Origin of the sequence: Pseudoclavibacter helvolus (genome assembly GCF_014191305.1) — a bacterium.
GTDB lineage: Bacteria > Actinomycetota > Actinomycetes > Actinomycetales > Microbacteriaceae > Pseudoclavibacter > Pseudoclavibacter helvolus.
The window spans coordinates 513,071-526,130 of the sequence record NZ_JACHWJ010000002.1 but is presented as its reverse complement, the minus strand read 5'-3'; the positions used below and the strand labels follow the sequence as shown (position 1 = coordinate 526,130).

Sequence of the window (13,060 nt, the reverse complement as noted above, 5' to 3'; positions counted from 1 at the left end):
CGGCAGCCCAGCACAGAGTCATGCCGAGCCCGGGATGGCCAACACCCTCCAAGGATCACTCCCCGAACTGGGTATGAAGAAGGTAACGGGGCCGCGTCCCGCCCGGATCATGCCTGCCGGCCCGCCCCGTGGCACTTCGGACGCTCTGTGCCGGCGCCGGGCGTGCCCGTCCACGCCCGGACGGCCCGCAGAACGTGGACCAGGCCTCGGCATCGCGGCTAAGGAAGGTGAGGCCGGGGTCGATCAGACAGGCGACACGGGACATCACATGGAGAAACGGCGTCCCCGCTCCGGTGCTGCGTGTACCCGACGACGGCCCCCCGGCCGACGAGCCCGGCGCCGACGACCTCGGTCCCGGCGATCACGCCGCGGCCCTCGTCGCCCGCGACTACGGTGCCCGCGCCGACGACGCGCCCCACGACCACGCCCACCACGCGCCCGACGACCCGTCCGAGCGTCCCCGCAGTGAAGGCGGTGCAGCGCACCTTCCAGGTGGACCGGTACATGCCCAAGACCGCGGCTCAGGCCCGGGTCGCGGCGCGCCTCGACGACGACGGCGTGCTGCGTTACCGCGAGGACCGCGCCCTCTGGGGCGCGAACAACTGGCAGTTCGTGACGGTGCGGGTGCCCGCCGACGCGAGCAAGGCGCAGGTCATGGCCGTGATCAACGCCAAGACGTCCTCGCGTGTGGGTGACGTGCACACCGGTTCGCGCCTGCGTTCCATCACGCGTGGTCGCTCGGTGACGATCGCGTGGGAGCTCGGCAAGGGCTCCCGCCCCACCTCCGCCTGGGGTGCGAACAAGTCCGTCAACCAGATGTTCTTCGCCCGTTCCTGAGCGACCACAGGTGGGCGTGGCCATCACCACCACGCCCACCTGTGGCGGGCCTGCATCGCCGAGCCCGGCCGAGCGACGCGTCACCCTTGCGAGGGTGGCGCCGTCGCCGCATGTCGGCTCCGCCCCTCGGGGGTGAGTCCGGGACCGGCGCCCTCATGGGTCGAATCACTCGGCCCGGCCATCGAATTCGGCGGCAGCCTCTCGGTGATCCTGGGACCCGCGCGGTGTTGCGGGGCGGCCTGGCACCTCTTCTCCGCGTCGTGCAGCAGCGTCCCTTCGCGTGAGAACACTGTGAACGTTCCCCCGAGATGCCGGGGGAGGCTGGGCCGCCCCCTTCATTCGGTCCGGTCGCTGTGCGAGTCGTCGGTTTCCGATTGATGGGTGCATTGCCGAGCGTAGTCGACGGGTGCGAGGTAGCCGAGCGATGAATGCCGGCGGTCGTGGTTGTATTCGGTCTTCCAGTCGCCGATCACGACCTGGGCGTGGAGCAGCGAGTAGAAGCTGTTGATGTTCAGGCACTCGTCGCGGAGCCTGCTGTTGAACGACTCGACGTACCCGTTGTGCCAGGGCGAGCCGGGCGGGATGTAGAACAGGCCGGTGCGGGTGCCGGCCCAGTCGGCCATCGCGTCGCTGATGAACTCGTGGCCGTTGTCGGATCGGAGCACCGCGGGGGCGCCGCGGACGGCGACGAGGTCCTCGAGGTGGGCGGTGAGCCGGTCCGCGGTGATCGACCGTTCGACGAGCCCGCCGATGCACTCGCGGGTGTGCTCGTCGACGATGGAGCAGATCTTGATCGGACGGCCCTGCTCGTCCGCGTCGAACTGGAAGTCCACCGCCCACACGAGGTTCGGTGCGACCGCTGCCGGGGCGTCGACGGTCGAAGACCCAACGCGTTTGCGGCGACGCCGCTGCGGGACGCGCAGCCCTTCCTCGCGCCAGAGCCGTTGGATCTTCTTGTGGTTCACGACCCACCCCTCGCCGCGGGCATCGTGGTAGGCCCTGCGGTATCCCCACCGCGGGTGCTTCTTCGCATACGCCCGCAGCCAGTCCCGCAACGCCAGGTCCGGGTCGGCTGTCGTCTCACCCTGGAGCGGGCGACGGTATGCGGACCTGCTCAGCCCGGCCAGACGGCACGCCATTCGTTCGCTCACCCGCAGCTTGCGCTTGAGGTGGTCGACGGCGGCGCGGCGCCTGCCCGGGCCTAGAAGTTTCCCTCAGCCAGCTCCTTGAGCGCGGCCTTCTCGAGCTCTGCCTCGGCGAGCAGCCGCTTGAGCGTGGCGTTCTGCTTCTCGAGCTCCTTCAGCCGCTTCGCGTCGTCGGCCTTCAGCCCGCCGTACTGGTTCCGCCACCGGTAGTACGTCTGCTCGGACACTCCGAGCTCTCGACACACCCCGGCGATGTCGCTACCGCCCGCGAGCATCCTGTCGGCCTGCCCGAGCTTACGGACGACCTGCTCCGAGGTGTGACGCTTCCTGCTGTTCGTCATGATCTGACCAGTCTCACTGCCCGGACCCCCGGGCAACAGGACGACTCACACAACCACCGGACCTACCAAACGGGGTCAGCCCATACCCTGACGCGCATGTGCAGAAACATCACGGAGCTCCGCGGGCTCGAACCAGCCGCGAACGACAACGAGATCGAGGCGGCCGCACGCCAGTACGTGCGCAAGGTCTCCGGAATCACGCATCCGACGGAGCGCACTCGCGAGGCCTTCGAGAAGGCCGTCCGCGAGATCGCGCACATCACCGAGCACCTCCTCGAGGACCTGCCAGAGCGACGCCAGCCCCCAAAGTCCGCGCCTCCGCTGCGCCGGCCAGAGGTGCAGGCACGCATCGCCGCGCGGGAAGCCGCCAAGACCGCCTCCTAGCGTCTGCAGAGCCATCCGCAGGGCGGTGTACTGCGCGATCACCGCGAGCGAGGGCTCGCGCGCGGCTCAGTGACGGTCGGGGGCCTCGTCCTGCGTGCGGTTCGCGCGCTCGCTGAGGCCAACGGTGCCGTCGCTTCGCTCGCCGCGGCCGAGCAGTGACGCCGGGCGCAGGGCGAACTTCCCGAAGCGGGCCACCGCCTGGTCGACGGCTCGCTCCGCGGCCTCCCAGTCGTCGTCCTCCTCGGCGCCGAAGAGCGACAGCTGGCCGGAGCTGCCGGCCTCCACGAGGCGTTCGGCGCGCACGCCGATGAGGCGCACGGGCCTTGGCGGCACGAGCGCTGTGCGCAGCATCTCGCGCGCCTCGAGGTACAGCGAATGACCGACGTCGCTCGGCTCTGCCAGCGTGTGCGAGCGCGTGATGGTCGAGAAGTCTGACCAGCGGAGCTTGATGCCGACCTGGCGGGCTTGCAGGCCAGCGCGGCGCAGGCGCGTCGCCACGGCATCCGCCTGTGCCCGCACCTCCCGCTCGAGGAAGACGAAGTCGCCAACATCCTCGAAGAACGTCTGCTCGTGGCTGATCGACTTCTCGCGGTGGGCCTCCTCGACGCCCCGCTCGTCTCGGCCCCACGCAAGCGCGCTGAGCTTCGCAGCTCCCGCCTTGCCAATCGCCCGCTCGAGGACAGGCACGGGCGTGTGAGCAAGGTCGAAGACCGTGTGAATGCCCATCCCCCGCAACTTCGCCTCGCTCTTCTCGCCGACGCCCCAGAGGGCACCGACCGGCAGGTGATGCAGGAACGGGATCGTCTCCTCGTGCGGGATGACGAGCATGCCGTTCGGCTTGCACTTGCCGGAGGCGAGCTTCGCCACGAACTTCGTGGATGCGGCGCCCACCGAGCACGTCAGCCCCGTCTGCGCCTTCACCCGCTCCCGCAGCCGGGCCGCAATCTCGCCAGGTGAGCCGAACAGCAGGCTAGCGCCGGACACGTCGAGGAACGCCTCGTCGATCGAGAGCGGCTCGACGAGCGGCGTGAACTCCCGGAAGATCTCCATGACCTGCTGGGACGCCTCGCGGTACTTGTGCATGCTGCCGGGCAGTACGACCGCCTCCGGGCAGCGCGCGATGGCCTGATGCATGGGCATCGCGCTGCGGACGCCCCTTGCGCGCGCCTCGTAGCTGGCGCTCGAGACGACGCCTCGCTCTCGCGTTCCCCCGACGATGACGGGCTTGCCGATGAGGTCGGGCCGCTCGAGCAACTCCACGGCCACGAAGAACGCGTCCATGTCGACATGGAGGATGCTCGCGGACGCGTCGCGCTCGGACGCCGCACCCGTCTGCCGCACTCCCATGTCTTTCCTCGTCATGCATCCATTGTGCGATGTCCCACCGACATCCGCGGGACGCTGTCCGTCATCTGCGCGATGCTCTCCGCGAATAGACTCTGCGCATGCAGCTCAACGAGTCTCGCGCCTGGACCGCCTTCTACGCACCCGGAACCCCGAAGGACATCGAAGTCCCGAACGGCTCACTCCCCGACATGCTTTCGGAGATCGCCGAACGCTTCCCAGACAAGCCCGCGATCGAGTTCTTCGGCGCCCAGACCACCTTCTCCGAGCTGCAGGACCAGGTGCTGCGCTTCGCGCAGGGGCTCCGCCGCATCGGCGTCAAGCGAGGCGACAGGGTCGCGCTCATCATGCCGAACGCGCCGCAGCACGTGGTCGCCTTCTACGCCGTCCTGCGCCTCGGCGCTGTCGTCGTCGAGCACAACCCGCTCTACACGCGCGACGAGCTGCGCACGCAGTTCGAGGACCACGGCGCCGAGATCGTCATCGCCTGGGACAAGGCCGCGTCGACGGTGCAGTCGCTCCCCCACAGCCTCGGCATCCGCCACGTCATCGCGGTCGACGTGACGAAGGGCATGCCGCTCAAGACGCAGCTGCTCCTGCGTCTGCCCATTGCCAAGGCGCGGGAGTCTCGCGCCAAGCTCAGCGCGAAAGCCCCAGGCACCGTGCCGTTCGAGAAGCTCGCGAAGCAGCAGCGGCTCGACGCGAGCATCCCGACCCCCGGTCCACAGGACCTTGCGAGTCTGCAGTACACGAGCGGCACAACCGGCAACCCCAAGGGTGCGATGCTCACGCACCGCAACCTCTGGTCAAACGCACGCCAGGGCGCCGCGTGGATGCCAGAGTTCACCGCGGGCAACGAGACCATCTACGGCGTCCTGCCGATGTTCCACGCGTTCGGCGTGCTGCTCTCGGTCATCTACTCCGTGAGCGTCGGAGCGAAGGCGGTGCTCTTCCCGACGTTCGACCCGGAGCTGGTCATCGAGGCGTCGAAGAAGTCCCCTGCGACGTTCATCCCCGCTGTGCCTCCCATGTACGACCGCCTCGCGCGCGTCTCGAAGGAGGGCAAGCTCGACCTCTCCGGCGTCATCTACGCCATCTCCGGGGCGATGACCCTCAACGACGCCATCGTGCACCGCTGGGAGGCCGTCGCCGGGGGCCAGCTTGTCGAAGGCTACGGCCTCACCGAGACGTCCCCCGTGGCGCTCGGCAACCCGTTCACGGACAAGCGCAAGACTGGGACGATCGGCATCCCCTTCCCGTCGACGTTCATCAAGGTCACGGACCCCAACGACCCGAGCACCGAGGTTGAGCTTGGCGAAGTCGGCGAACTGCTCATCAAGGGCCCGCAGACGTTCCAGGGCTACTGGAACCGCCCGGAGGAGACCGCCGAGGTGCTCATCGAGGGCGGCTGGTTGCGTTCAGGCGACCTGGTCGTGCAGGACGAGGACGGGTTCGTGACCGTCGTCGACCGGAAGAAGGAGCTCATCATCACGGGCGGCTTCAATGTGTCGCCCTCCGAGGTCGAGCGGGTTGTCACCGAGGTCCCGGGTATCGCCGAGGCTGCTGTCGTCGGCATCAAGCGAGGCGGCGGCGCCGAAGTTGTCACCGCCGTTGTTGTGCTCGACGACGGGGCAACCTTCGACGAGGCGGCGGCGCGCGCGTTTGTCCGCGAACGGCTCTCCGAGCACAAGGTTCCCCGCTCATACGTCGTCTGGGAGGAACTCCCGAAGTCGCTCATCGGGAAGGTGCTGCGCAAGAAGGTTCGGGATGCGCTCCAGCAGAACCGCAATGCGACAGCGGCGCCGGCGGACGATGACGAGGGCGCGACGGCCCCCACCCCGGAAGCGAACTAGTGCTGCGTGTCGTTAGTTCCTAAACGGTTTGTGTTTGGGAGAATGTGGAATGGCGAATTCTCCTGCTGCGGCTCTGCTACTCCCTGACGTGGATCGTGTTGAGTTGGTGTCGTGGGCTCGGTCGACGAGTATTCGTGCGGGCCTGTCGATGCGAGCGCGGATCGTGCTGCTCGCCTCGGAAGGTGTCGCGAACTCGCGGATCGCGGCCGAGGTTGGGACTACGACGACCTCGGTGTGGAAGTGGCGGAAACGGTATGCCGAGGCCGGAATTGCGGGGCTCTCCGATGCGCCGCGCTCTGGCCGGCCGAAGCATCTCGATCATGCCGAGATCGTGGCAGCGACCTTGACGGCCCCGCCGAAGAAGTACGGCGTGACACATTGGTCCTCGCGCCTGCTCGCGCAGCGCCTGGGGGTTGGGAACGCGACGGTGGCCAGGGCGTGGCGGGAGTACGGGGTGCAGCCATGGAAGTCGGAGACGTTCAAGTTCTCGACCGACCCGGAGCTCGTCGGGAAGGTCACCGACGTTGTCGGCTTGTATCTCGCGCCGCCCGAGAACGCGATCGTGCTCTGCGTGGACGAGAAGTCCCAGATCCAGGCCCTTGACCGGACCGCACCCATGCTGCCGATGCGGATCGGGGACACCGAGAAGCGCACGCATGATTACAAGCGCCACGGCACGACCACACTGTTCGCTGCATTAGACGTCGCGACCGGACACGTCACCGGAGCGGTCAAACCCAAGCATCGCCGGCAAGAGTTCCTCTCGTTCCTCCGGCAACTCGACCGCGCCTACCCGGAACGGGACCTGCACCTCGTGATGGACAACTACGCCACCCACAAAACGCCAGAGGTCAAGACCTGGCTCGAGAAACGACCCCGCTTCCACGTTCATTTCACGCCGACGTCCGGGTCGTGGTTGAACTTGGTCGAGGTGTGGTTCGGGATCATCGACCGGCAAGCGATCCGTCGCGGGATTTTCACCTCGGTGAAAGACCTCAACGCGAAGATCCGGCAGTTCATCACTGGCTGGAACGACCGAAAGCACCCATTCGTCTGGACCAAGACCAGCGACGAGATCCTCGCGAAAGCGAACCGTCAACCAACTTCAGAAACGCGACACTAGGGCGTGTCTGACAAAGGTTGAGGGTCTTCGTTGAGAGGCTTGCTGGGTGTCGAGGTTTCAGTTGCTTTCGGATGTGCAGTGGTCGTTGATCGAGGGTTTGTTGCCCGCCCCGACTGGGCGGCCCGGGCGGAAGTTTTCTGGTGCTCGGACGATGGTCGAGGCAATCGCGTACCGGTATCGGACGGGAATCGCGTGGCGTGATCTTCCCGAGGTGTTCGGTCCGTGGCAGACGGTGTGGACCTGGCATCGTCGTATGGCTGCGGATGGGAGCTGGGATCGCGTGCTCGCGAAGCTGACCGCGGCCGCTGACAGCGCGGGGGTCATCGATTGGTCGATCTCGGTCGACTCGACGATCGCTCGTGCGCACCAGCACGCAACGAACGTCACCCGTCTCACAGGGGGCTTCATCGAATTACAAGAATCCGCTCGTCGAGCCGCCTGATCACGCGATCGGCCGCTCCAGAGGCGGGCTCTCGACCAAGATCCACCAGCTCGTGGATGGGTCCGGGCTGCCGTTGGTGATCGAGGTCACGCCAGGGCAGGCGGGTGATTCCCCGATGTTCCTGCCGCTGCTCGAACAGTTGCGCGTCGCTCGCCCGCTCGCCCGCTCGGGCGTCCTCGGACGAGACCCGACGCAGTCCGAGGCGACAAGGCCTACTCCTCGCGGGCGATTCGCGCGCACCTGCGTGAGCGCGGGATCCGGTCGGTGATTCCGGAGCCCGCCGACCAGCAAGGGAACCGGAAACGGCGCGGTTCCCGCGGCGGTCGCCCCGTCGGTTACGACCGGGACGACTACCGCGGTCGCAACGTCATCGAGCGTCGCTTCTGTCACCTCAAGCAATGGCGTGGACTCGCCACGCGCTACGACAAACTCGCCCTCGTCTACCGCGCAGCCGCCGTCCTGAACGCGGTGATTGCCTGGACCAAGGCTTTGTCAGACATGCCCTAGCGCCGAGAACAGGCAAGAGCCCGCCGCCTGCGGGGCGGGCTCTCTGCGTGCCGGGTAGCTCGGGCTCAGCTTCCGGCGACGTACCGCTCACCGGCGGGTGTCAGGCGTGTGCCGGTCGGGCCCTCGAGGTCCACAAGCCCAGCACGTGCCGCCTGCCGAATCGACGCGGCAACGTTGACGGGCACTCGCCACGTCATGCGCTCGAATTCGCCGGAGATCGACGACGCAGAGACCTCGCCGTCGCCGCGCAGGATGGACGCGATGGCAAGAGCGATGCGCTGCCCGTTGTTCGTCGGCTTGAGCTCGGCGGCGAGCTCCTCGAGGCTCTTCACCCGAGCGGCGGCGCGGGAACGACTCCCGGCGCCGCCGCGAGCACCGGCCCGCGTGCGGGAGGCGATCGGCGTCGTTCCCGCGCGGCTCCCCGCGGCCGATTCCGTGGCGACCTTGGCGGCCGAGGCTCGAGTCTGGCCCGCGCCGGCCCTGGTGGAGGCCCGAACGGACGAGCGTGGGCTGCGCACCTGCTCCGGCTTCGCCACCGTCGGAGAACCGCCCGCCTTCTGCCCGCTGGTGGCATCCGGCGATTGCGCAACCTCAGGCTGGGCGCTATTGATCCCGGACGGGCGGCGCGTTCGTCCGGCCCTGACCGATCCCGCGGAGGACCCGCTGGCACGCGCCGAGCCGCTCCGGCCCGCAGCCGGAGCCGGCTCCGCAGCCGTCAGAGCGTCGGGCGCCGACGTTCGGATATCGATCGACGCGAGGTCAGCAGCGTCGACGCCGAACTCGACCACCGCGGTCACATAGCTGTCGAAGACGGCACGGTGCACCGGCGTCTCATGCTGTTCGACGAGCGCGACGATGCCTGGCATGGCCTGGATGAACCTCGCGAAGCCGTGAGCGCCGTCGCTCTGTTCGGAGAGCAGCGACGCGACGCGAACCGTGTGCTTCTTGTCGCCGGCATCCGCCTTGACGTTCGACTTCTTGGCGTCCGACGAGGCGGGCTTGACTGGCTTCTTCGCCGAAGCCTTCCCGGTCTCGCCGGGTGTCACCGCCGCCGAGGGCTCGCTCGACTGCTTGCTGGCCCTGGGGGCTTTCGAGAGCTTCGCCGGCTTCGCGGCTGGTTGCTCGGGCGAGGCCACTGTCGCAGCGGCCTCCGCGTCCGCAGGATTCTTCTCGCCCTCGGACACCTCCGGCGCATCGAGCTGGTCGATCTTGCTCTTCTTCGCTTTCCCGCCGGCTCTGTCTTTCTTGCCGGCTTTGTCTTTCTTGCCGGACTTGTCGTTCTTGCCCGACTTGTCGTTCTTGCCTGACTTGTCGTTCTTGCCTGAGGTATCAGCCTCTTCTTGCTTCTCGACCTTGTCGCTCTTAGCCGACGTTGCCTTCTTGCCCGACTTGGACTTCTTGTCGCGCTTTCCCTGCTTCGTGGGCGCGGCGTCGACAGCAGCCACGGGGGCAACGACAGTCAGGTCTCCAGCCTCTTCACCGGCGCCAGGACGCAGCACCGTCTTGGGCGGCTGCACCCGCTCCTTTTTGACCTTCGCCCGGGGCCCACCCTGGGTGGCGTCGGGTCGCTCGACTCGAGATTTCTTTCCAGATTTCTTGCCCATACGATTCACTTCTCCGTTCACCGAGGCCACTGTGGCTCTGACGTTATCGTCAGAGCCACAGCAGCACCTAGGTCGTTCCCGACAATTCCTCGGTGTACGACGTCTGAGTCCTATGAGTTCTGCGCGCGCTCCAGCACGAGCTCGCGGACGCGCGCTGCGTCCGCCTTGCCCTTCATCGCCTTCATGACGGCGCCGATGACCGCACCCGCGGCCTGTACCTTGCCGTCGCGGATCTTCGCGAGCACGTCAGGCTGCTGCGCGAGGGCCGCGTCGATCGCTTCGATGAGCGGTCCGTCGTCGCTGACGACGGCGAGCCCACGCGACTCGACGACCTCGGCGGGCGAGCCTTCACCTGCGAGCACTCCCTCGAGCACGTCGCGAGCGAGCCGGTCGTTGACTGTGCCCGCGGTGATGAGGCCGTCGAGCTCGGCGATCTGCTCCGGCGTCGCCAGGTCTGTGGCCTGCACGCCGCGATCGTTGGCGATACGCGAGAGTTCGCCCATCCACCACTTCTTCGCGCCAGCCGCCGTCGCCCCTGCCGCGACGGTCGCGTCAACGACCTCGAGGAGGCCAGCGTTCGCGATGTCCTGGAACTCCTGGTCGGCGAAGCCCCACTCCGCCTTGAGGCGGCGGCGACGCGCCACGGGTGCTTCTGGGAGCGTTGCCCGAAGCTCCTCGACAAGCTCGCGACTGGGTCGCAGCGGCATGAGGTCTGGCTCCGGGAAGTACCGGTAGTCGTCGGCGTCCGACTTCGGGCGCCCGGACGAGGTGCGTCCCGTGTCCTCGTGCCAGTGGCGCGTCTCCTGCGTGATGCTGCCTCCGGCAGCGAGCAGGGCAGCCTGGCGCTGGATCTCGTAGCGGACGGCGCGCTCGATCGACCTGAACGAGTTGACGTTCTTCGTCTCCGTGCGCGTTCCGAGCTTCTCCTCGCCACGCGGGCGCAGCGAGACGTTCGCGTCACAGCGCAGGTTGCCGCGCTCCATGCGGGCCTCGGAGACCCCAAGCGCCCGCACGATGTCGCGGATGGTCGAGACGTAGGCCGCCGCGAGCTGCGGCGTCTGGGCCTCGCCGCCGAAGATTGGCCGCGTCACGATCTCGACGAGCGGCACACCGGCGCGGTTGTAGTCGACAAGCGAGTACTCGGCACCCTGGATGCGCCCGGTCGAGCCGCCGACGTGTGTGAGCTTGCCGGCATCCTCTTCCATGTGGGCGCGCTCGATCGGCACGTGGAACACGGTGCCGTCTTCGAGCTCGACCTCGACCTCGCCGTCGAACGCGATGGGGTCGTCGTACTGCGAGATCTGGTAGTTCTTCGGGTTGTCCGGGTAGAAGTAGTTCTTTCGAGCGAAGCCCGAGACCTCGGCGATCTCGCAGCCGAGCGCCAGCCCGAGCGCGATCGAGTAGCGGACGGCCTGCTCGTTGACGACGGGCAGCGTGCCTGGGAGTCCCAGATCGACGGGTCCGATGTTGGTGTTCGGCTCGCCGCCAACCTCGTTGCCCGAGTGGTTCGGGGTGTCGGAGAACATCTTGGTCTTGGTGCCGAGTTCGACGTGCACCTCGAGACCGATGACGGGCTCGTAGAGTTCGAGCGCGCGGTCGTAGTCCATCAGCTCTGGCTTGGCCATCAGCGTGCACCTGCCTTCAGCTGGGGGGCCTGCGCGAGCAGGGGTCCGCCCCATCGATCTTCGAGAGTCTGTTCGAGTGCCGCGGCCACCGTGTAGAGGCGCGCGTCGTCACGGGCTGCCGCCATGAACTGGATACCGACGGGCAGCCCGTTCTCGGGCGCAAGGCCACCAGGCACGGAGATGCCGGGGACACCCGCGAGGTTTGCGGGGATCGTCGTGAGGTCCGCGAGGTACATCGCGGTCGGGTCTTCGGCCTTCTCGCCGAGCTTGTACGCCGTGGTCGGCGAGGTGGGCGCGGCGAGCACGTCGACCTCGGCGAATGCGGCGGCGAAGTCCTGCTGCACGAGCGTGCGAACCTTCTGCGCCGAGCCGTAGAAGGCGTCGTAGTAGCCGGCCGAGAGTGCGTAGGTGCCGAGCAGGATGCGGCGCTTCGCCTCAGCCCCGAAGCCCTTGCTTCGCGTTGCCGACATGACCTTCTCGACGGTGGTCGCGGAAGCGTCGGTAACTCGCAGCCCGAAGCGCACGGAGTCGTACCGGGCGAGGTTGCTCGATGCTTCCGCCGGCATGATCAGGTAGTACGCGGCGACCGCGTACTCGAAGTGTGGCGTCTCGATCCAGGAGATGATCGCGCCGCGCTCCTCGAGCGCGGCGAGCGCCTCCTGGAAGCGCTGCGTGACGCCTGGCTCAAAGCCAGCGCCGTCAGCGATCTGCTTCGGCACACCGATGCGAAGACCACGAACGGAGTCCACCTGGCGACCGGCGAGCGCGGCGTCGGTGAACGACGGCCACTCTCCCGTCAGCGAGGTGGAGTCGCGGCGGTCATGCCCCGCGAGCACGTCGTGGAGTGCTGCGGTGTCGAGCACGTTGCGTGCTGCTGGCCCGATCTGGTCGAGCGAGGAGCCAAGCGCGAGCGCACCGTAGCGGCTGACTCCGCCGTAGGTGGGCTTCATGCCGACGGTCCCGGTGACGGATGCGGGCTGGCGGATGGACCCGCCCGTGTCGGTTCCGAGCGCAAGTGGCGCCTCGTAGGCGGCGACAGCTGCGGCGGAGCCTCCGCCGGAGCCACCTGGAATGCGCTCGAGGTCCCACGGGTTGTGCGTGGCGCCGTACGCGGAGTGCTCCGTGGAGGAGCCCATCGCGAACTCGTCGAGGTTGGTCTTGCCGATGATGACGAGGTCGTCACCTCGGAGACGCTCGACGACGGTGGCGTCGTACGGGGGGATCCAGCCTTCGAGGATGCGCGAGCCGGCGGTTGTCGGCGTGCCCTTCGTGGCGATGTTGTCCTTGACGGCGACGGGGACACCAGCCAACGGCGCGAGCTTCTCGCCTGCCTGGCGTTTTGCGTCGACACGTCCCGCTGCGGCAAGCGCAGAGTCGGCGTCGACGTGGAGGAACGCGTGGACGTCACCGTCGACGGCCTCGATGCGCTCAAGGTGAGCGGTCGTCGCTTCGATCGAGCTGATGCTGCCCGCGGCGATCGCTGCGGCCAGGTCGGTCGCATTCAGGCGCGTGATGTCGACGCTCACTGCTCTTCCCCCAGGATTGCGGTCACGCGGAATCGGGTCCCGTCGCTGTCCGGTGCGCCCGCGAGCGCGGCGTCGCGGTCCAGCGGCTCGCCGGCCTCGTCAGCACGAGTCACGTTGTGCATGGCGATCGGGTGAGTTGTCACCTTGACGTCTGGCGTTGCCACCTCCTGCACTTTCTGGATGAGGTGCTGGATCTCGATGAGTTCGCCGGTGACGCGCTCGATCTCGCCTTCTGCGAGGTCGATGCGTGCGAGCTGAGCGAGGTGCTCAACGTCGGCGGCAGTGATGTCGGTCATTCGTCTCCGATAGTGCGTCGGCCAGGGCTGGAC

10 protein-coding genes and 1 pseudogene are annotated in these 13,060 nt (G+C 67.7%); 5 read left to right on the top strand and 6 right to left on the bottom strand.

Going from position 1 to position 13,060, the window contains the following annotated elements:
• Positions 1-465: 465 nt before the first annotated feature.
• A complete protein-coding gene (locus FHX72_RS09310; RefSeq protein WP_141388381.1) occupies positions 466-837 on the top strand; it encodes a hypothetical protein in 372 nt (123 codons plus the stop codon).
• 335 nt (positions 838-1,172) lie between these two features.
• Here FHX72_RS09310 and FHX72_RS09305 read toward each other — a convergent pair.
• Positions 1,173-2,323, bottom strand: a protein-coding gene (locus tag FHX72_RS09305) for an IS3-like element ISAar43 family transposase (RefSeq protein ID WP_183624557.1) whose coding sequence is annotated in 2 segments (ribosomal slippage) — positions 1,173-2,053 and positions 2,053-2,323 — 1,152 coding nt in all. Because the reading frame shifts where the segments join, the coding sequence is not laid out codon by codon here.
• A 96-nt stretch (positions 2,324-2,419) separates the two neighbouring features.
• On the opposite strand from FHX72_RS09305, the gene FHX72_RS09300 reads away from it, so the two are divergent.
• Complete coding sequence (locus FHX72_RS09300; protein ID WP_068483111.1) at positions 2,420-2,707, top strand: DUF2277 domain-containing protein; 288 nt, start codon at positions 2,420-2,422, stop codon at positions 2,705-2,707.
• Positions 2,708-2,773: 66 nt separating this feature from the next.
• Here the strand turns inward: FHX72_RS09300 and dinB are convergent, their stop codons facing one another.
• On the bottom strand, positions 2,774-4,069 hold the full coding sequence (gene dinB, locus FHX72_RS09295; protein WP_183624555.1) for a DNA polymerase IV: 1,296 nt from the start codon (positions 4,067-4,069) through the stop codon (positions 2,774-2,776).
• 83 nt (positions 4,070-4,152) lie between these two features.
• Between dinB and FHX72_RS09290 the strand changes: the two genes are divergently transcribed.
• From FHX72_RS09290 to FHX72_RS09280, 3 genes and pseudogenes are all read left to right on the top strand, one after another.
• On the top strand, positions 4,153-5,904 hold the full coding sequence (locus FHX72_RS09290; RefSeq protein ID WP_068492937.1) for a long-chain-fatty-acid--CoA ligase: 1,752 nt from the start codon (positions 4,153-4,155) through the stop codon (positions 5,902-5,904).
• 49 nt (positions 5,905-5,953) lie between these two features.
• The gene (locus FHX72_RS09285) at positions 5,954-7,027 is read left to right on the top strand and encodes an IS630 family transposase (protein ID WP_183623125.1); all 1,074 of its coding nucleotides are present in this window, start codon (positions 5,954-5,956) and stop codon (positions 7,025-7,027) included.
• 46 nt (positions 7,028-7,073) lie between these two features.
• Positions 7,074-7,976 (top strand): annotated as a pseudogene (locus FHX72_RS09280) (IS5 family transposase).
• A gap of 65 nt (positions 7,977-8,041) precedes the next feature.
• Here the strand turns inward: FHX72_RS09280 and FHX72_RS09275 are convergent.
• From FHX72_RS09275 to gatC, 4 genes are all read right to left on the bottom strand, one after another.
• Complete coding sequence (locus FHX72_RS09275) at positions 8,042-9,493, bottom strand: hypothetical protein (RefSeq protein WP_183624548.1); 1,452 nt, start codon at positions 9,491-9,493, stop codon at positions 8,042-8,044.
• Between the two features lie 197 nt (positions 9,494-9,690).
• Complete coding sequence (gatB, locus tag FHX72_RS09270; RefSeq protein ID WP_068482986.1) at positions 9,691-11,205, bottom strand: Asp-tRNA(Asn)/Glu-tRNA(Gln) amidotransferase subunit GatB; 1,515 nt, start codon at positions 11,203-11,205, stop codon at positions 9,691-9,693.
• Positions 11,205-12,731: an Asp-tRNA(Asn)/Glu-tRNA(Gln) amidotransferase subunit GatA gene (gene gatA / locus FHX72_RS09265; RefSeq protein ID WP_068492933.1), complete on the bottom strand. Its 1,527-nt coding sequence runs from the start codon at positions 12,729-12,731 to the stop codon at positions 11,205-11,207. The genes gatB and gatA overlap by 1 nt, the downstream gene beginning before the upstream one ends.
• Positions 12,728-13,027, bottom strand: coding sequence for an Asp-tRNA(Asn)/Glu-tRNA(Gln) amidotransferase subunit GatC (gatC, locus tag FHX72_RS09260; protein WP_068482991.1), 300 nt, complete (start codon positions 13,025-13,027; stop codon positions 12,728-12,730). The genes gatA and gatC overlap by 4 nt, the downstream gene beginning before the upstream one ends.
• Positions 13,028-13,060 lie beyond the last annotated feature (33 nt).